The 19,740-nt window shown below is 61.6% G+C and carries 15 protein-coding genes and 1 pseudogene; 6 read left to right on the top strand and 10 right to left on the bottom strand.

What is annotated here, in order from left to right:
* Window positions 1–62 precede the first annotated feature (62 nt).
* The 5 genes from PQR27_RS37385 to PQR27_RS37365 form a co-directional block, all read right to left on the bottom strand.
* Complete coding sequence (locus PQR27_RS37385; protein ID WP_408528689.1) at window positions 63–917, bottom strand: SDR family NAD(P)-dependent oxidoreductase; 855 nt, start codon at window positions 915–917, stop codon at window positions 63–65.
* 342 nt (window positions 918–1,259) lie between these two features.
* Entirely contained in the window at window positions 1,260–2,825 is a 1,566-nt protein-coding gene (locus PQR27_RS37380) for a D-arabinonate dehydratase (RefSeq protein WP_408528688.1), read from the bottom strand.
* The gene (locus PQR27_RS37375; RefSeq protein WP_408528687.1) at window positions 2,822–2,953 is read right to left on the bottom strand and encodes a hypothetical protein; all 132 of its coding nucleotides are present in this window, start codon (window positions 2,951–2,953) and stop codon (window positions 2,822–2,824) included. Before PQR27_RS37375 ends, PQR27_RS37380 begins: the two co-directional genes overlap by 4 nt.
* Window positions 2,954–2,995: 42 nt before the next feature.
* Window positions 2,996–4,333, bottom strand: coding sequence for an MFS transporter (locus PQR27_RS37370; RefSeq protein ID WP_408528686.1), 1,338 nt, complete (start codon window positions 4,331–4,333; stop codon window positions 2,996–2,998).
* A 70-nt stretch (window positions 4,334–4,403) separates the two neighbouring features.
* Window positions 4,404–5,624: a fumarylacetoacetate hydrolase family protein gene (locus tag PQR27_RS37365; protein WP_408528685.1), complete on the bottom strand. Its 1,221-nt coding sequence runs from the start codon at window positions 5,622–5,624 to the stop codon at window positions 4,404–4,406.
* 206 nt (window positions 5,625–5,830) lie between these two features.
* On the opposite strand from PQR27_RS37365, the gene PQR27_RS37360 reads away from it, so the two are divergent.
* Entirely contained in the window at window positions 5,831–6,820 is a 990-nt protein-coding gene (locus PQR27_RS37360; protein WP_408528684.1) for a LysR family transcriptional regulator, read from the top strand.
* 86 nt (window positions 6,821–6,906) lie between these two features.
* Here the strand turns inward: PQR27_RS37360 and phbB are convergent, their stop codons facing one another.
* A complete protein-coding gene (phbB, locus tag PQR27_RS37355; protein ID WP_408528683.1) occupies window positions 6,907–7,650 on the bottom strand; it encodes an acetoacetyl-CoA reductase in 744 nt (247 codons plus the stop codon).
* Window positions 7,651–8,665: 1,015 nt separating this feature from the next.
* On the opposite strand from phbB, the gene PQR27_RS37350 reads away from it, so the two are divergent.
* Genes PQR27_RS37350 through PQR27_RS37340 form a run of 3 tightly spaced genes read left to right on the top strand, consistent with a single transcriptional unit; the run spans window position 8,666 to window position 14,496 of the window.
* A complete protein-coding gene (locus tag PQR27_RS37350; RefSeq protein ID WP_408528682.1) occupies window positions 8,666–11,857 on the top strand; it encodes an efflux RND transporter permease subunit in 3,192 nt (1,063 codons plus the stop codon).
* Window positions 11,847–13,034 carry an efflux RND transporter periplasmic adaptor subunit gene (locus PQR27_RS37345; RefSeq protein ID WP_408528681.1) on the top strand — a complete coding sequence of 396 codons (1,188 nt, stop codon included), beginning with the start codon at window positions 11,847–11,849 and terminating at the stop codon, window positions 13,032–13,034. The genes PQR27_RS37350 and PQR27_RS37345 overlap by 11 nt, the downstream gene beginning before the upstream one ends.
* The gene (locus tag PQR27_RS37340; protein WP_408528680.1) at window positions 13,027–14,496 is read left to right on the top strand and encodes an efflux transporter outer membrane subunit; all 1,470 of its coding nucleotides are present in this window, start codon (window positions 13,027–13,029) and stop codon (window positions 14,494–14,496) included. Before PQR27_RS37345 ends, PQR27_RS37340 begins: the two co-directional genes overlap by 8 nt.
* 8 nt (window positions 14,497–14,504) lie before the next feature.
* On the opposite strand, the gene PQR27_RS37335 is transcribed toward PQR27_RS37340, so the two are convergent.
* Window positions 14,505–15,380: a LysR substrate-binding domain-containing protein gene (locus PQR27_RS37335; protein WP_408528679.1), complete on the bottom strand. Its 876-nt coding sequence runs from the start codon at window positions 15,378–15,380 to the stop codon at window positions 14,505–14,507.
* A gap of 200 nt (window positions 15,381–15,580) precedes the next feature.
* Here PQR27_RS37335 and PQR27_RS37330 point away from each other — a divergent pair, with 200 nt between their 5' ends.
* Together PQR27_RS37330 and PQR27_RS37325 are read left to right on the top strand one after the other, a co-directional pair.
* A complete protein-coding gene (locus tag PQR27_RS37330; RefSeq protein WP_408528678.1) occupies window positions 15,581–16,396 on the top strand; it encodes an N-acyl homoserine lactonase family protein in 816 nt (271 codons plus the stop codon).
* Between the two features lie 227 nt (window positions 16,397–16,623).
* Window positions 16,624–17,919 carry an MFS transporter gene (locus PQR27_RS37325; protein WP_408528677.1) on the top strand — a complete coding sequence of 432 codons (1,296 nt, stop codon included), beginning with the start codon at window positions 16,624–16,626 and terminating at the stop codon, window positions 17,917–17,919.
* Window positions 17,920–18,023: 104 nt separating this feature from the next.
* Here the strand turns inward: PQR27_RS37325 and PQR27_RS37320 are convergent, their stop codons facing one another.
* The 3 genes and pseudogenes from PQR27_RS37320 to PQR27_RS37310 all read right to left on the bottom strand — a co-directional run bounded on the left by PQR27_RS37320 (window position 18,024) and on the right by PQR27_RS37310 (window position 19,704).
* Complete coding sequence (locus tag PQR27_RS37320) at window positions 18,024–18,194, bottom strand: hypothetical protein (protein WP_408528676.1); 171 nt, start codon at window positions 18,192–18,194, stop codon at window positions 18,024–18,026.
* Window positions 18,194–18,813 (bottom strand): annotated as a pseudogene (locus tag PQR27_RS37315) (SRPBCC family protein). The gene PQR27_RS37320 and the pseudogene PQR27_RS37315 overlap by 1 nt, the downstream one beginning before the upstream one ends.
* 9 nt (window positions 18,814–18,822) lie before the next feature.
* Window positions 18,823–19,704 carry an NAD(P)-dependent oxidoreductase gene (locus PQR27_RS37310; protein WP_408528675.1) on the bottom strand — a complete coding sequence of 294 codons (882 nt, stop codon included), beginning with the start codon at window positions 19,702–19,704 and terminating at the stop codon, window positions 18,823–18,825.
* Between the last annotated feature and the right edge of the window lie 36 nt (window positions 19,705–19,740).

The raw sequence follows: 19,740 nt of genomic DNA, 5'->3' as shown, positions 1-19,740 counted from the left end.
GCACTTCCACTGCGGGATCGGGACAGGTTGCGCTTTATTGCCACATTGTGCCGACCCTTGAGTCAACGGGCCTGCTTGATGAACGCTTCGAATGCCGTAGCGTAATCCGGATGCCAGCGCGACAACGCAGGCCGGTTCTCGACGATATCGCCTGCCGCCCATAGAATGCGCAGTTCATCGAGCGAGCGCGGCACGTCGTTGTCGGGACACAGTATGTAGAAGTCGCCGGCGTCGAGACGCTCGAACATGAAATCGACGGTCTGCTCGGGCGTCCATGCGGCGACGGGCTTTTCCACGCGGCCCTTCCGGGTCAGTTCCGTGAACACGAAGCCAGGAATCAGCAGATGCGCGCTGATCCGGCAATCGGCAGTGTTGCGCAGTTCGTGCTGCAGCGCTTCGGTGAACGCTTTCAAACCGGCTTTCGCAACGTTATAGGCGGGGTCGCCCGGCGGCGTCGTGATGCCTTGCTTTGAACCGGTGTTGATCACGAGCCCCGGACGACCGCGCTTGATCATGTCCGGCACGAATACCTGCGTGCCGTGGATCACGCCCCATAAGTTGACACCCAGCACGCGCTCCCAGTTCTCGGTTGGACCGAACATCCCACTGCCGGGCTGAATGCCGGCATTGTTCATCAGCACATCTGTTCCGCCGAAGCGTTCGACGACGCTTGCGTGCAGGCGGCGAACATTGTCGGCGACGCTGACGTCGGTCTCAACCGCGAAGACGTCTTGCGTGCCGTTTGCGCTCAGCGCGGCGACTTCCTCCGCCGCTCGCGCGACGCGGTCGGTGCCGAGGTCGGCAATGCAGACGCGCAGCCCAAGCTGTGCAAAGCGTTTGGCAGCAGCCAGGCCGATGCCGGCGGCGCCGCCGGTGATTACGGCGACGGCGCCCGGAGTCAGGGCAGAATGAGTCATCAGAATCCTCTTGGGTGCCGGAATCGCGGCGACAACAGGCGCCTGCGATCCCGATCTGTTGGAAAACAGTGAGGCGGCGATCCTAGCATGAACGTTTTTTCTGCGTCACCGACCGGGCTCCCGCTAGCTAGCGGTCCTAATCATGGTTGCGATACCTCCGCGCGGAGCTGCTCGGGCATCAGTCGCCACCGCGGGCAATTATCCACGTTGGCACTCTTTCTGCAGAGACGATTAAGCACGATACCCGCACAATTGGATCATATCTTTCTATTGGCATGGTAATTCAATCGCCGCTATCGTCGGACATCTGGAGACGCAACCAAAGGAAACGCAACCGCCCCCTTATGTGATGGCGCCAATCTGCCAGGGCACGAATTCATTCTGGCCGTATCCATGAATCTCGCTTTTCGACGCCTGGCCCGACGCGGTCGCAAGCATGAGCTGGAAGATCTCTTCACCGAGTTCGTCGACTGTTCGTTCGCCGTCGAGAATCGACCCGCAATTCAGGTCGATATCTTCTTCCTGCCGCCGCCATAAGGCGGTATTGGTTCCCAGCTTCAACGATGGCGACGGCGCGCAACCATAGGCGGAGCCGCGACCGGTCGTAAAGCAGAGCAGGTTCGCCCCGCCCGCGACCTGCCCGGTCGCCGAAACCGGATCGTAGCCCGGCGTATCCATGAAAACGAGACCGTGTGCGCGGACCAGTTCAGCGTACTGGTACACATCGACAAGATTGGTTGTGCCGCCTTTCGCTACAGCGCCAAGCGATTTTTCGAGGATCGTTGTCAGCCCACCGGCCTTGTTCCCAGCCGATGGATTGTTGTTCAGATCGGCATTCATGCGTGCGCAGTAAGCTTCCCACCAGTGAATCCGCTCGATGAGCTTTTCACCGACTTCACGTGACGTGGCCCGGCGCGTCAAAAGATGTTCGGCGCCGTAGACCTCGGGGGTTTCGGAGAGAATCGCCGTACCACCATGCGAGACCAGACGGTCGACTGCCGCGCCCAGTGCCGGATTTGCAGTAATGCCGGAGTAGCCGTCTGAGCCGCCGCATTGCAAGCCGATCACCAGATGCTTTGCATCGACGGGCTCGCGCCGCACGTTGTTTGCCTCCACGAGCATCGCCTTGACCTGTTCGATGCCCGCTGCCACCGTGCGCGCCGTGCCGCCGGTCGCCTGAATGGTCATCGTCTTCAGCGCCGCGCCGGGCGTCAGACCCTGGCTTTCTACAAGCCGGTCGATCTGATTGGTTTCGCAGCCCAGCCCGACGATCAGTACGCCTGCAAAATTAGGATGCCGTGCATAACCACCGAGCGTGCGCCGGATCATTTCCAGCGCTTCGCCTTCGGAATCGATCGCGCAGCCTTGACCGTGCGTCAACGCGATCACGCCATCAACGTTTGGATAGTCCGCAAGCGCTTGCGGATGGATATCGCGACGGAAATAATCCGCGATGGCGCGAGCCGCCGTTGCGGAGCAATTGACCGACGTCAGAATGCCGATGTAGTTGCGCGTTGCGACACGTCCGTCGGCGCGTACGATGCCCATGAACCGAGCTGTCGCTGCGGCCGTCGGCGCGGGCTTTGCATCTGCGCCGAAAGCGTAGTCCCGATCGAAGCCGCCCATCGCAAGGTTGTGCGTATGGACGTGCTCCCCGGCTTCGATGTCACGCGTCGCGAAGCCGATGATTTGCCCGTAGCGCCGTACTGGCGCGCCCGCTTCGATACCACGGACAGCAAGCTTATGACCCGCTGGAATCAACCCACGTACGGCAAGATCACGGCGCATGCGCATGCCCGCGACAAGCTGGTGCCGCGCGATGCCGACATCGTCATCGGGATGCAGTTGCACGATTGGCTCTACGGTTACCGATGCATCGGCCATTGCGTTTCCGGCGTCGAATATCATGACGCAGACTCCTCGATCTGCGCCGCGCGCACTGGCTCGCCCGTTACGGCATCAAGGCTGAAGAGCGGATTATTCGACACGCAAACGCTGCGTCGTCCGCCGATGTAATGATGTCCGAGAATGCTCATGTGAATGTCCGGTTAAATCGTGTGCAGCGTGCCTGCATCTGCCTAGTGAAGCGTCGCTTCAGGCGAGCCTATCGGCGCTTCGGTTGCGCGGCGTGAATGCACGCCGATGCTCAGAAGCAGAAGCACGCCGATGACCCCTGCCAATGCCAGGGTGAACATGCCGGCGCGCGGGCTATGGAAGAGCGTCTCCACTGCCGTCTTTAAAGTCGGTGCGATGAAACCGCCGAGATTGCCGAGCGCGCCGATCATTGCAATGCCGCTCGCTGCCGCGGTGCCGCTCAGGTAGGCCGTCGGCAGGGTCCAGAAGAGCGGCTGGACGACAACGAAGCCGACCGTTGCGATACAGAATGCGACGAGCACGGGTCCGATGTGATTACCGAGGGTCGACAGTGCGATCCCTGCTGCGGCCATCGCCAGCATGGCGACGGCGAGCTGCCGATGCTTCCCGTTCGCGTCCGCGTAGCCGGTGATGAAGCGCAATGCGATGAGTGCGCACAACCAGGGAATGGCGGTTAGAAGGCCGACCTTCGAGCCGATGGCGGTACCGGTCAGCTCCGAAATCCGCGTCGGCAAGTAGAAGATAACGCCATATACGCTGACCTGAATGGCGAAATAGATCGATACGAAGCGAAGCACGTTCCAGTTGCGCAGCGCGCCAAGCGCAGTAGCCGGCCCATGCGCGACCTTGTGCCGGTCTTCCGCTGCAATGGCGTTTTCCAGCGCGTCCTTTTCGGCGGACGTCAGCCACTTCGCGTGGCGCGGTTTGCTAACCAGATAGAAGAACGCGATGATGCCGACCGTTGACGCAGCGAGACCTTCGATAAGGAACATCCATTGCCAGTTGTGCAGCCCGAGCCGGCCACCCATGACTTCCATCAGATAACCTGACAGCGGGCTGCCCAGCACGAGCGCCACGGGCAAACCGAAGTAGTAGATGCCGAGCGCCTTGCCGCGTTCACGCGCGGGGAACCAGTACGTGGAATAGAGGATGACGCCCGGTGAAAAGCCTGCTTCGGCCACGCCCAGAATGAAGCGCAGCACATAGAACGAGGTCTCGTTGTGCGCAAACATCATGGCCGCCGACGCAAGCCCCCAGGTGACCATGATCCGGCTCAACCAGAGCTTTGCACCCACTCGATGCAGCATCAGATTGCTCGGGATCTCGAACACCGCATAGCCGATGAAAAAGATCCCGGCTCCGAGCGCAAACGCCGCGTTGCCGATGTTCGAATCGACTTGAAGGGCCTGCTTGACAAAGCCGACGTTCGAACGGTCGAGCATGGATAGCGCGAACATCAGCGCGAGGAAGGGCGCGAGCCGCAGGCGCGCTTTGCGCACTGCGCTTTCCAACGGCTCTTGTGTAACGTGTTGAGTCTGCATCTCGTCTGTCTCCGTGGGGAAGCCGGGTATGCCGGTCTGTTATAGCGGTTTAGAGCGGGTTCGTGCGTGATCAGAGAGACGCCGTGCCTAGTAGTCCTCGTGCAGCAAGGTTCGCCATCAATGCGCGCACACCGAAGGTCCATGGCTCGATGCGGTCGCTGTAGTTAACCCTGTTGACCAGCGTGCCGAGCTGCCGGCTCGAAATCTTCACGATGTCGCCCAGCTTGTGTGTGAAGCCAGCGCCAGCGGCGTCGCGATCTTCGATGGGCGCAAAGAGCGTCCCGAGGAACAACAGCGCACCATCCGGGTATTGGTGGGTCGAGCTGATCGTCTGCGAAACGAGATCGAGCGGGTCGCGCGTGATCTGATCCATCGAACTCGATCCTCGCAAGACAAAACCGTCGCTGCCCTCAACGCGCAAATCGACCGTCGCACGGCGCACATCATCGATCGAGAAAGTCTCGTCGAAAAGCCGCAGGAAAGGGCCAATCGCACACGAGCCATTGTTGTCTTTCGCCTTGCCAAGCAGGAGCGCACTGCGTCCTTCGAAGTCGCGCAGATTGACGTCGTTGCCCAGCGTCGCGCCGAGCGTTCGGCCGCGACTGTCGATCGACAGCACGATTTCCGGCTCCGGGTTGTTCCAGGCCGAATCTGGATGCAGCCCGATCTCCGTGCCCGTACCTAAAGCTGCCAGCAACGGCGCCTTTGTGAAGACTTCCGCGTCAGGGCCGATCCCGACTTCCAGGTATTGAGACCATAGCCCCTGCTCGACCAACAGCGCCTTCAGTTCGCGCGCCTCGGCGGAGTCCGGCCGGATGCTGGTGAGACTATCGCCGACGAGAGACCTGATCTGGTCCCGCACACGCACCGCGCCTTGTGGGTCGCCCTTTGCCTGCTCTTCGATCACCCGTTCAATCAGGCTCGCCGCAAAGGTCACCCCTGCTGCTTTGATGACCTGCAGATCGCAAGGCGCGAGCAGATGGGCGCGCTCCAGTTTGCGTACCGCACCGCCTGCTACGTCGGCCGTATTGGCGACGATCGTGTCCAGCTTGCCGATCCAGCGGCCACTTGCAGCTCGCACTGTCGCGACCGGATCTTCCCGCTCCAGCAAGCTGCTGATGGTCGGTGCTGCGTCGGAAATGTCGAACACGCCATCGGCGCGCAAAACGACTACGGCGGGACCTGCGGGCATTGATTGCCTGGCAGGAACCCAGGCGCGGCCGACGAGTGTGCCGGACAACCCGTCCGACGGAAGCGTGTCCGCTACGCTGAGTGAAAGCGGGGATGTCATGTCTGTCTCCACGGATGTTGGTCTGGCGCGCGTGGCTTGCTGCCAGTTCGCGCGTTAATTCGCTCGGCTGCAACCTCAGCCGCAACCTCAGCCGCAACCTCAGCCGCAACCTCAGCCGCAACTTTAGGCAGCGAACCGATAAACATCCAATCGCTTATTCCGTACAATCGATTCCATCCGGTTATGAGTTCTTGCGTGTTTACCCCATGTCCAGACAATTTGCGGTGCGTACGTCGAGCGTCCTGGCAAGGCTGCGCTTCAGACATCTTCAACTGCTCGATGCCCTCGGGCGCACGCACAACCTGCGCATCGCGGCCGAACAGATGCTCATCACGCAGCCCGCGGCGACAAAAATCCTGAGTGACATCGAATCGATGTTCGGAGCCCAGTTGTTTGAACGGTTACCACGGGAGATGCGCCCAACCGATCTCGGCGTATTGTCCGTGCGCTACGCGACCACGGCGGTCGCCGATCTAGGCAAGTTCCTGAGCGAGTTCGGCACCTTGAGCGATGGCGGCTACGGTCATCTCACGATCGGCGCTATCTCGGCTTCGGCCGCTCAGGTGGTGACGACGGGCATCAGGGAGATCCGCCAGCAGCGGCCGCAACTGGTCATCAAACTGGTCGAACAGAGCAGTGACCAACTGGCGATCTGGCTCGAAGAAAGGAAACTTGACGTGATGGTTGGCCGTCTGACGGAGCCGCGCCATCAAGTACTGTTCGACTTCGAAGTACTGTCCGGGGAGCCGGTCTGGGTGGTCGTCGGACAGCATCATCCGTTGTTGCAGCGGCGGCGGCTGGAGTTGGCCGATCTCGGCGCGTGGCCATGGATTCTCTATCCGCAAGCAACGGCTATCAGACAACTGTTCGACGAAACGTTCGCGGGCGCGGGCATTCCCGCGCCGGTGGGTATGGTGGAAACGCCTTCAATCTTTTCGACACTGGAACTGCTGCAGGCGACCGACATGATCTCGCTGCAGCCGCGTGCCGCCGTCGAAAAATATGTAAGCAAGGGTCTGCTCGGGCACCTGCCCGTTGCCATCAAGCGGACCATGACGAGCTACGGTATCGTCACGCGCAAGTACGAGTTGCCGTCGCAGCCCATGCAGGAATTCATCGCGATTTTGCGTTCCGTTGCCGGACGTGTGGGCGATCGGGCACTTCAGACAGGGGACGGGTCGTACGAGGCAACGTGACGATAGGGATCAACGAAAGCGTACTGGCAAAAGCCTTTACGCTGGATGTTGGCGGCGCTGACGCTGCGATGTCACGGACCGCCGCGTCAATGCATATGCTGGCCGCCGTTGATAGCGATATTGGACCCGGTCACAAAGCCTGCATCGTCCGAGCACAGATACCTGACAAGGGCCGCGACTTCATCTGGCTTGCCCAGACGACCGGCTGGAATCTGCGGCAGGATCTTTGTGTCCAGAATCTCCTGTGGAATCGAAGTGACCATCTTTGTAGCGAGATAGCCTGGCGAAATCGTGTTGACCGTTACGCCTTTGCGCGCGACTTCCAGCGCCAGTGATTTGGTAAAGCCGTGCATGCCGGCCTTGGCTGCCGCGTAATTGGTCTGGCCAATAGAGCCTTTCGAACCATTGACGGACGAAATGTTAATGATCCGCCCCCAGCCGCGCGCGACCATGTCTTCGCACAACGGCTTCGTCATATTGAACACCGAGTCCAGATTGGTGCGAATCACCGCGTCCCAGTTGACCTTGTCCATCTTCCTGAGTGTCATGTCCTGGGTGATCCCGGCGTTGTTCACCAGAATGTCGACCGGGCCGATTTCAACCTGAATTCTTGCTACACAGTGCTGGCATGAATCATAGTCGGCCACATCGACCGGATATGCACGAAAAATGCGCCCCTGAGATTCCATCCCGGCCAGCCAGTCGGCCGAACCCGTATTGATCGTCGAGTGCGTTACTACGACGGCATAACCGGCGTCGTGCAGTTTCGTGCTGATCACTTCTCCAAGGCCGCCCATACCGCCCGTTACAACAACGATTCGCTTCGTCATCCTTTCCACCCGTGATAGTCGTATCTGCGAGGATCAAGAATACCCAACGGCCGTCCCGCACAACCCGCCATTGGTTTGCAACAATGCGTCGCCTCCTCCCCAGTTGCAGAGAATACTGGCTCCAGCATTGATCGAGCTGCGCGGTTTTTTGTAGGCTTATGGTGTTGCGCGAATGAAGTTTGATACGCCCGCAGGCGGCAATACGCCCCGCAGGCCACTGCACTTAAACTTGAAATCCGCTGAATGACCAGGCTCGCCCGACGGCTTCGAGCATGATCGGATCCGAACGCTCTCGGGCAGCGGCACTTAAAATTTGTACGTTAGAAAAGAATTCGTCGACCGCCGCTCCGAAATGTCCGCGCGGAGATCAATGCCGCCACGGGCGCGCGACACTCACTGGTCGCGCGCCGCTACGGTCTCCCCCAGGTCCCCCGTTTTATGCCTTCGGTACGCCGCAATCAGAAGAACTGAGACATGCCGATCAAGCAAGCATGCGAGACGATTATTTCAGCCAAATCTTGCGATCACAAGAAGGCACTTGACGGTTTCATACTTTCCACACGGAAACTAATTGCTACGACAGGCATGGCGCCGACGACAGCGCGAAAGAAATCCGAAGACGTCGCGCCAGCTCGAGCGCGACGGAGAGTCTCGCGTTTCGCGCGTCCGGTGATATCGCCGCGCGCCGGCGATCGACTCGGCGGCGCAAGAGTCACTTCCTAATCCACTTGTTTCGCACACAACTGTTTTGCGCAAATGTCGTATTTACGGTGACGTTCATCGTGAACGCTGTGACAGCGAACTCGCCCGGCACTCATACGTGCCTGGCGTCTTATTTGTCCTTCAGCAGGAATGCTGATCTTTGTGTACATTCGCGCTTTGGGTGCGTTGCAGCACATCGGCATGTGTCCAAGGCAACCCTCTTCATTGCGTATATCTTCTCTGCTAACGCCAGGCAATTGAAAGATACGCGCAAGCTTTTTGATTGATCTTTTCCCCAAGCCCCGGAATTCTCATGCTCGGCCTAGTTCGCATCGCCCTTCGGCGACCTTACACATTCGTAGTCCTGGCGATCTTCATTCTCATCATCGGTCCTTTGTCCGCGATGAAGACGCCGACCGATATCTTTCCGGATATCAGGATTCCCGTCATCAGCGTCGTATGGCAATACACGGGGCTGCCGCCGGACCAGATGGTCGGCCGCATCACGTCGCCATTCGAACGCACGTTGACCACCACCGTGAACGACGTCGAGCATACCGAGGCGGAATCGGTTGCGGGCTTCGGGATCATCAAGATCTTCTTCCAGCCGGGCGTGAATATCAGCACGGCGAACGCGCAGGTGACCTCAGTCGCGCAAACTCAATTGCGGCAGTTGCCTCCGGGTACGACGCCTCCTCTGATCCTGAACTACAACGCGTCGACCGTGCCGATCATCCAGTTGGCGCTGTCCGGCAAGGGACTCTCTGAACAGAACCTCGGCGACCTGGGCCTGAATGCGGTGCGCCCGGTTCTCACGACGGTCGCGGGCGCAGCGATTCCTTACCCGTTCGGCGGCAAGACACGTCAGGTGCAGATCGACGTCGACCCGGAGGCGCTCCAGGCGCGCGGCCTGTCCGCTCAGGATGTCGCCAATGCGCTTGCCGGCCAGAACCTGATCACGCCGGTCGGCACCGAAAAGATCGGTGACTACGAGTACACGCTGCAACTGAACAATGCGCCGTCGGAAATCAGAGCCTTGGGCGACCTGCCCGTCAAGGCGGTCAATGGCACCACGGTCTATATTCGCGACATTGCGAATGTGCGCGACGGCAGCCCGCCGCAGACCAATATCGTGCACGTCGACGGCCGGCGTTCGGTACTGATGTCCGTGCTCAAGAACGGGTCGGTTTCGACGCTCGGCATCATCTCCGGCATCAAGGAGCGGCTTGCTGCAGGGAAAGCGTCGTGGCCCGATAACCTGCAGATCGAAACCATCGGCGATCAGTCGCTGTTCGTACGGGCGGCCATCACCGGCGTGGCGCGCGAGGGTGTGATCGCGGCCGTCCTGACGAGCCTGATGATCCTGCTGTTCCTTGGCAGCTGGCGCTCGACGATCATCATCGCAACCTCGATTCCGCTCGCCATCCTCGGCTCCATCGCCACGCTATCCGCGCTCGGCGAGACTTTGAACATCATGACGCTCGGCGGTCTCGCGTTGGCGGTAGGGATTCTGGTCGACGATGCCACGGTGACGATTGAGAACATCAACTGGCACCTCGAACACGGCAAGGAGGTGGAGACGGCTATTCTCGACGGCGCCGCGCAGATCGTCACGCCGGCGTTCGTCTCGCTGCTGTGTATCTGTATTGTGTTCGTGCCGATGTTCTTCCTGGACGGCGTCGCGCGCTTCCTGTTCGTGCCGATGGCTGAAGCGGTGATCTTCGCGATGATCTCGTCGTTCATCCTGTCGCGAACCCTTGTGCCGACGATGGCGAAATACCTGCTGAAACAGCATGTGCAGGACGAGCACGCCCATGAAACGAAGCGCCCCGGCCCGCTCGGGCGTTTCCAGCGTGGCTTCGAAGCGCGCTTTGAAAAGGTGCGTAGCGCCTACCGCGGCTTGCTCGAACTCGCGCTGACCCACCGGCGCCCGTTCGTCAGTGGCTTCCTCGGCTTCGTCGCCCTTTCGTTTGCGCTAGTGCCGTTCCTCGGCCGCAACTTCTTCCCTTCGGTCGATTCCGGACAAATCCTCATGCATGTGCGCGCACCGGTTGGCGTTCGCGTTGAAAAAACCGCGCAGATCTTTGCGGATGTCGAAAGCGCGATCCGCCACATCGTTCCGCCAGCGGATCTCGGCACCGTGGTCGACAACATGGGTCTGCCGGTCAGCGGCATCAACACCGCGTACAACAACACCGGTACGGTCGGCTCGCAGGACGGTGACATCCAGATCGCACTGAACGAAGGCCATCGTCCAACCGAAGAGTATGTTCGCACCATGCGCGAGAGATTGCCGCGGGAATTCCCCGGCGTCACGTTTTCGTTCCCGCCAGCGGACATCATCAGTCAGATCCTGAACTTCGGCTCGCCGGCGCCGATCGACCTGCAGATTCGCGGCAATAACCTGAACGCCAACTACGCGTATGCGGACCGTCTGCTGCGCCAGGTTCGCGATGTTCCGGGCGTGGTCGACGCGCGGATCGCGCAGTCGCACGGCAACCCGACTTTCAATGTCGATGTCGACCGTACACGCGCTCAATTGCTCGGCATCACCGAGCGCGACGTGACGAACAGCATGGTGGTGAGCCTCGCGGGCTCCAGCCAGGTCGCGCCCACGTTCTGGCTGAACAACGCGAACGGTGTGTCTTATCCGATCGTGATGCAAACGCCGCAATACAGCCTCGATTCGCTCGCCGCCTTGCAAAATCTCCCGATCACGGCCAGCGGCGGCAGCACCGCCCAGATCCTCGGTGGTCTGGCGAGAGTCGAACGCACCAGCAGCAATGAGGTTGTCAGCCAGTACAACATCCAGCCTATGGTCGAGATCTTCGCGACCACCCAAGGCCGCGACCTCGGCGCGGTGGCATCCGATATCCAGCGCATCGTGCACGACAACGCCAGCACCTTGCCCAAGGGCTCGAACGTCGCTTTGCTGGGACAGGTGCAGACGATGAACAGCGCCTTTGCCGGCATGTTGTTCGGCCTGCTTGGTGCGGTGGTGCTGATCTATCTGCTGATCGTGGTCAATTTCCAGTCGTGGGCCGACCCGTTCGTGATCGTGAGCGCATTGCCCGCCGCGTTGGCAGGTATCGTCTGGATGCTGTTCGCGACCCACACGACGCTCTCCGTACCCGCATTGACCGGTGCAATCATGTGCATGGGGGTGGCGACGGCCAACTCGATTCTGGTCGTCAGTTTCTGCCGCGAACGTTTCGCCGTCCACGGCGACCCGTTCAAGGCCGCCCTCGAAGCGGGCTTCACGCGTTTTCGCCCCGTGCTCATGACCGCGCTCTCCATGATCATCGGCATGATGCCGATGGCGCTCGCCCTCGGCGAAGGCGGTGAACAAAACGCGCCGCTTGGCCGCGCCGTGATCGGCGGCCTGTTGTTTGCCACCACCGCTTCGCTGTTCCTCGTCCCTGTCATTTTTTGTATCGTGCACGCGCGCCCCGGGCGCGCGGCTACCCCGGCATCCGTCTCGGGAGGTCCTGCTCATGTCGTCTGAATCTACTTTTCCCACTAATACAGCGGCGCGCCGCCCGCTTCTGGTAGCGGGCGTGGTCGGCCTGCTAGTCGTCTTAGGCATCGTCGTTACCGGCGTCACGCTGCGAGCCGCCGATGCCCGCAAACTGAAGACCTGGACCGATGCCCAGGCCATACCGACCGTCAACGTGATCCAGCCCTTGCGCGACGCCAACGGCCCCTCGCTGCAACTGCCCGGCCGCCTCGAAGCGTTTACGCGGGCGCCGATTTTCGCGCAGGTCAGCGGCTATCTGAAATCGTGGAGTGTCGATATCGGCGCGCGTGTCAAAGCAGGCCAGGTGCTCGCCGAAATCGAAACACCCGAGCTCGACCAGCAGCTATTGCAGGCACGCGCCGACCTTCAGAGCGCGCAGGCGAATGCTTTGGTTGCGGGTACGACGGCGAAGCGCTGGGAAGCGCTAAGCGGCACCGATTCCGTTGCCCAGCAGGATGTCGATCAACGCACCGCTGACTACACCGCCAAGGAGGCGATCGTCGCGGCCGCGAAGGCCAACGTCGACCGCCTCGTCGCCACCAAGGCCTTCGCGCGCATCGTCGCGCCATTCGACGGCGTGGTGACCGCCCGCGATACCGACGTCGGCGCGCTGGTCAACGCCGGTAGCGGCGGGGTAGGACAGGAGCTGTTTGCGGTCTCCGACGTCAAGCAGTTACGCGTGTATGTCCAGGTGCCGCAGAATTACGCACCGGCGATACACGACGGCACCACCGCCATCCTCAGCGTTCCCGAATATCCCGACCAGCAGTTCACCGCGCGCGTGGTGGCGGCGGCAGACTCGGTCAATTCGAGTTCGGGAACGACGCTGGTTCAATTGCTGGTTGACAATGCAAACGGCAAGCTGCTGCCGGGTGGGTTCGCCAGCCTGAAATTCTCGTTGCCCGCCTCCGCCGATTCGCTCCGTGTACCGGCCAGCGCGCTCGTCTTCGATAGCCGCGGCGTCGTGGTCGCCACGCTTGGTGCGAACGGTCACGTGCTGTTCAAGCAGGTGAAGATCAACCGCGACCTGGGCAACGCAGTGGAGATTGGCTCAGGGCTTGCCGCAACCGATCGCGTGATCGATACACCGCCCGACGGACTCGCTGACGGCGACAGCGTGCAGGTTGCGACGGCGACCGACAAGAAGGCAGCTGCACATGGTTAAGTATGGACTTCCCGCGCTTCTCGCGAGCGTCGTCGCGCTCTGCGCCTGCTCGCTCGCTCCGCAATATCGGGTCCCGCCAACGCCGATCGCCGCGCAATACAAGACGTCCGGGCCGTGGACCACGGCACAGCCCGCCGACCGGATCGACCGCAACGGCTGGTGGAAGATGTATGGCGACGCGCAGCTCGACGATCTCGAAGCGCGTCTGCTGGCCAACAATACCGACTTGCGCGCGGCGTACGCTCACTATGCGCAAGCGCAGGCTTTCGTGGCGCAGGTCGAGTCGGGACTTTACCCATCGGTCAGTGTGAGCGCCGTGCCGCTGCGTGAACGCCAGTCCGACAACCGGCCGTTGCGCGCGGGCGGCCCGAACGACTACAACTCCGTCACGCTTGGCGGCGAAATCAACTACGACCTGGACCTTTGGGGCCGCGTGCGCGACTCCGTGGTGGCCGGCAAGGACGAGGCGCAGGCGACCAAGGCCGATCTGGCCTCGGTCAGGCTGAGCCTGCAGGTCGAACTGGCGGACAGTTGCCTGCGCCTGCGCGGCCTCGACCAGCAAACCGAGCTGTTGAACGAGACTGTCGTGGCGTATACGAAGGCCCTGCAACTTACTGAAACGTTGCACAACAGCGGAATCGTGTCGGGCCTCGACGTTTCCCGAGCGCAAACGCAACTTTCGTCGGCGAAGTCGCAACTGTCGCAGAACCTGGCGCAACGGGCTCTGATTGAACATGCGATCGCGGTCCTGGTTGGCACCTCCGCGTCCGAATTCAGCCTGCCGCCCCAGACCGCCGCCATCGCGTTGCCGGCGATTCCGACCGGCCTGCCCTCGACGCTGCTGCAGCGACGGCCCGACGTCGCCGCGGCGGAACGCCGGGTGGCCGAGGCCAACGCAAAAATTGGCGTCGCGCGGGCGGCCTACTTCCCGGACATCATGCTGAGCTTGCAGGGTGGTGTGCAAAGCGCAGCCTACGCCGGCCTGGTGAGCGCGCCTAATCTGTTCTGGGCGGTCGGCCCGCAGCTTGTGCAGTACGTGTTCGACGGCGGGTACCGCCGCGCGCAGCTCGATGCCGCCAAGGCGGCCACCGAAGAAGCGGGAGAACGTTACCGCAGCGTGGTGCTGTCTGCATTCCAGCAGGTTGAAGACAACCTTGCCCTGCTGTCGTATCTCGGCACTGCGCTGGGTGAGCAACGGGATGCAGCAAACGCCGCCCAGTACTCGGTCGACCTCGCGTTACGCCAATATCGCCAGGGCGTAGTGGGTTACCTCGATGTCGTGCAGGCGCAGACGGTCGCACTCGATGCGCAACGCGGCGTGCTCGATATCCAGACACGCCAGCTGAGCGCGAATGTGCAACTCCTGCATGCACTCGGCGGCGGATGGTCGAGCGATGAACTCGCTCAAGCGGCTGCAGCGCCGGCACTCGTCGCGGCAACAACGGAGCACAGCGCGAATTGAACGCTTCTTTAGCCGCAGTCGAACTCCGAGGCCACTTGCAGAAAGGCCTGGACCAGTCTGATACGGACTGAGGAACGTCCCCATATCAACCCGACCACGCGCTTCTGAAAGGGATACGGCAGCGGCCATTTGGCAAGGGATAGGTCGGTGAGGGGTTTGGTCGTCCAGTCGGGCACGAGTGAAACGCCAAGACCGCGGTCCACCAGCGCGGCAATCGCGCCAAGCCCGTCGAGCTCGCAGCGTTGATGCGGCGTAATGCCATGTTGCCGAAGGTAGCTCTCGGCGAGTTGCCCGCCGACAACATTGCGGTCGTAACGGAGAAACGGTTCCGTCTGCAATGTGAGGTGCGGATCGGTCACCTTCATCGCCGCAGGCGTCAGCAGTACGAGCGGCTCTTCCCTGAACGTGTGCCAGTCGCAATTTTTCGGCAGATTGAACGGCGGCCGCGCGACGACCGCTGCGTCGAGATCGCCACTGACCACCTTCCGATACAGATCGTGCGAGGTGCCAGGCTCCAGATAAAAGTCGATTCCAGGGTGACGCGCCAGCAGCTCGGCAAGCATGACGGGGATCAGACTCGTCATCATCGTGCCCATGCCGCCGAGGCGCAGTTGTCCACCCAGCGTAGACGGATTCTCCAGATCCGACTTCAGGTCGCGGATCTCGTGCAGCACCTTGCGAGCGCGTTCGAGGATACGCTCGCCGGCCTCCGTCGTACCGACCGTGCGTCCGCAGCGGCGCACGAGTTGACCGCCCAGCTCCATTTCGAGCATCTTCACGCGTTGTGCCACCGCGGCCGGCGTCAGATCCAGCCGGCGGGCGGCTTCCGCGATCGAGCCGAATTCGACCACGTAGACAAAGCTCTGAAGATAGCGGGAGTCCATCGAAAGAAATCTTATCTTTTGAAGAAAGCAAAGACTACTTCTTCTGAGGGGCGATGACTAGCATACTCGTCGCAAACATTCCCCCGGCGCGTCTGCGGCCAGTCGAATCTGGCTGCGCCATCGCTCATCGGGCTGTTCTGCGGGCGCAATGAGTTGGCGTGGCCGGTAGCGCCTGGGATTCATAGAAGGAGACGATAACTGTGTCAGCCAGCCTATCCCGCGCAAGCGAAACGCTTGTCAAAAGCGTTGCGCTATTCAACCTGGGCACGCTGATCAACGACCAGTCGTCGATGACGATGCGGCGCGGCATGGGCTCGCGGGTCGAGGTGCCGGTGACCGGCGCATTGATCGAGATGACGGACGGTGAACATATTCTGTTCGATACCGGTCTTCTGCCGCATGACTGCGAACGCGACGATGGCGCCGATCGCTGCCTGTCGATGAAGCGCTTTTCCGAAATGATCGCGCGCTATGACCGGGAGGACGACATTCGCGCCCGGCTGGCCGACCTCGGTCGTACGCCAGAGGACGTCAGGATCGTCATCAACAGCCACTTTCACTGGGACCATTCGGGCGGCAACCTGTTATTCCCACACGCGCGCTTCCTGGTACAGGGTTCGGAATACCGCTTTGCGTATCAGCCAGACAGCTTTGCCGCGCGGCCGTACGAGCGCGCCTACTTCGATTGCCACATCGACTATGAACTGTTGCGCGGCGATCAGGTGATCAAGCCCGGCGTGGCCGTACTCACGACGCCGGGCCACACGCCGGGACATCAATCGCTAATGGTGCGTCTGCCGTCGGGCTCGCTCATGTTGATGACTGGCGACGCCGTGTTCTGCCCGGCCAACCTCGAACCCGACTCGCCGCCCGGCAATGCGCACACGACCGAACAGGCAATTGCATCGATCGCGCGGCTGCGCCTGCTGTGCGAGTTCTTCGGCGGTGAAATGGTGATCTGCCACGATCCCGACTTCTGGAAGAAGTGGCAACCGGCGCCGCATCGATACACGTGAGTCGGCAGGTCTGGCCCCGGATGCTCAGGGCGGCGCCAGACGGGATTCAATTCTTGCGTCGCCTGAGCAGAATTTCATGCAGTGCATCGCATGCTGAGGCGGCCTGGACCGTTGCGATGCAATGCCAGGATAGTTCGCAACCTATAGCGATACAAAGATAAACACGTGCTGTCGCGCAGGGCTCGTTGCCGCCCTGTCGCCACGCACGCGAAACATGGAGACAGACGATGAAGCAAAGATGGTTTCGCTTACTGCCCGTGATGATGATGACCCTTATCATCGCGTTCATGGACCGCACCAACATCGGCTTTGCGATACCGTCGATGGGCAAGGAGCTCGGGCTGACCGCCTCGATTCTCGGATTCGCGTCGGGCGTGCTGTTTCTCGGCTACGGCGCTTCACAGGTTCTGGGCGGCTGGATCGCCGATAAGGGCCACGGCAAGGTGCTGATCGCCATGCTGATGGTGCTGTGGGGAGTGATCGAAATGGCGCAGGGTTTTGTGCACAATGCGCAGGAGCTGGTCGCGGTTCGCTTCGCGATCGGCGTATTCGAAGGCGGCATATTCCCGACATTCCTGCTGTTCGTCAGGAACTGGTTTGCGCCGTCCGAGCGTGCTCGCGCAAATGGCATCTGGCAACTCTGTTACCCGTTCGCCGCGATGGCGAGCGGTCCTATCGCCGGCTACATCCTGAAGCTCGGCGACTGGCGCACGTTGTTCATCGTCGAGGGCGTATTCCCGCTCGTGTGGGTATTTGTGTGGCTGTGGGGCGTGGCCGATTCGCCGCGCAACGCGAAGTGGTTAAAAGCCGCCGATCGCGCGCAACTGCTCGAACACCTCGACTCGGAAAACAGGCGGCACGCGCCGCAAGCGGCGTCGCCAATACGGGTTTCGTTTGGTTCGCAGTTGCGGCGTCCCGCGGTGTGGCTCTTCGCAACCGCGATCCTGCTTTGGAATACCGGCTTCCTCGGCTTTGTGATCTGGCTGCCCAGCGTGATTCATCAACAGCCGGGGCTTTCGCCGATAGACATCGGCTGGCTCTCATCGATTCCCTACGCGTTCGCGATCGTGCTCATGCCGATCCTGACTTACTGGTCCGACCGCAAACTGGACCGGCGCCTCTTTTCCGCGATACCGCTGGCCATTTCCGGCCTGGCCCTCCTGATTGGCGGCGAAACCTTTGAGTCCAATTCGTTCGTCGCGAACATGGCGCTGCTCGTGATCGCCGGCGCGACACTTTACGGATCGCAGCCGGTACTCTGGTCGATTGCCACCGATCTTGTGCCCCCAGAAGTGACGGCCCGAATCAGCGGCATGATCAACGGTATCGGCATGATCGGGGCATTTGGAGGGCCTTACTTCGTCGGCTTCGCGCGCTCGCTTACCCACTCGTTTTCCGCCGGGCTGCTGGTAATGGGCCTCTGTCTGCTTGGCACAAGCGCGTTCGTCATGTTGCTCAAGGAAACCGCGAGACCACGACGTCAGCGTGATACGACGGCGGAGCCGAATATGGGCCGCAGCTGAGCCCGGGATAGCACCCTGGATCCGCTAATGCTCGACATCTCGGTTCGCGCGCTGTTCGAGACGTCGAATGCCGCTCATGGCGAGCGGCATCGTCCCCATTGTGCTCAGCCGCCGCGAAGCGCGTTGCTCAAGCCTGCATCGGACAACGCGCAAAGCGCCACCGCCGGCCAGTCATGCTCGGCGCCGAGCCCTTGCGCGCGCAACGTCAGGAATCGGTCGTGGACGAGACCTGCCAGCGGCAGCGGAACGGCCAGTGTCTCAGCGGCTGCCAGCATCAGGCGGTTGTCCTTCTGGCCGAACGGCAACGAGAAATCGGGCGGCTGGAATTGGGCGTGATGGTGGACGGCTTCGTCTCGCCCTGCACCTGACGTTGCACGCCGCCGGTCAGTGGCGCGTCGTCCGGCTGCGTTTGCGGCGCCGGCTCGATGTCCTGGATAGCGTCCGCGGGCGCCGCCTCCCTTTCAATGTGCGCCTTCAGCGCGCCGAAGAAGGTGTCGAGATTCTTGCCCGCCGCGGACTGAATCAGGCGAGACCCCACGCTCATTAGCTTTCCACCGATTTCGACATCCGCGTCGTACGCCAGCACGGCCGTCTCGGCTTCCGCTTCGAGTTGCACGCGCGCAGTGACCTTCGCAAAGCCAACCGCGCCCGCGTTGCCCGTGCCGACAATCGTGTAAGCCCTCGGCGATCGAAATCCGACAGCTCCACATTGCTTTTGAAGGTCGCCGCCACCGGACCGACGCGAATCTGCACGGTCGACTCGAAATGCCGCTCATCCATCATCGCGAGCGATTTACACCCGGGCAGACACGCCTCGAGCACCGCAGGATCGTTCAGCGCGCGCCACACGGCCTCGGGTCGCGCGGGGAGAATGCATTGATCAGCTAGCTTCATCGCCGCTCCTCAGCGCTCGTAGAGTTTGAACAGCGCCTGGGTGCCGTTTCGAGTAAAGCCTTGCTCGGCGAGCTTCTGATAAAGACTGCGTACCAGATCCAGACCCGGCAACTCGCGTCCCATGTGAGCGGCTTCCTCATGCGCAATCCGCATGTCCTTGATGAAATGCTCGATAAAGAAGCCTGGCGCGAAATCGCCTTTCGCGATACGCGGCCCCAGATTGTTCAACTGGAAGCCGCCAGCCGCGCCGCCGCCGATCGCGCTCAATACGGTCTGCGAATCCAGTCCGGCGCTGTGCGCATAGGCCAGGCCTTCACACACACCCAGCATGGTCGATGCGATCACGATCTGATTGCACAGCTTGGTGTGTTGACCTGCGCCCGGTCCGCCTTGCAGCACGATGTTCGTGCCGAGGCAACGCAGCATCGGCTCGACCCGCGCGAGCGCGTCGGCCGCGCCGCCCACCATGATGGACAGCCGTCCCTCACGCGCGCCGACATCGCCGCCCGAAACCGGCGCGTCCAGCACGTGCACGCCGCGAGCTGCAGCGTGCGCGGCCAGCTCTTCGGCCAGTTGCGGGCTCGAAGTCGTCATGTCGATCAGCACCGCATCGCGCCGCACGTTCGCGATCAGACCGTCGTCGCCGAGGTACAGCGCGCGCACGTCGTCCGGCATGCCGACGATCGTGATGACCACGTCGGACGCTTCAGCGAGCGCCTTCGGCGTGGCGTGCCAGGATGCGCCCGCCGCGATGAGCGGCTCCGCCTTCGCGCGGGTACGGTTATAGACGTGCAATGGATAGCCGGCTGCGGCGAGCCGCGCCGCCATCGAGGCGCCCATGATGCCGAGGCCGATAAAGCCGACAGCGGGTTTGCTTGCAGATTGATTCATGGTTGTTGGATCCGGTCAGAGTTTGTCGCGCAGCAG

It is taken from the genome of Paraburkholderia fungorum, from assembly GCF_046027215.1.
GTDB lineage: Bacteria > Pseudomonadota > Gammaproteobacteria > Burkholderiales > Burkholderiaceae > Paraburkholderia > Paraburkholderia fungorum_D.
The sequence above is the reverse complement of the archived record's forward strand: the minus strand, read 5'-3'. Positions and strand labels throughout refer to the sequence as shown.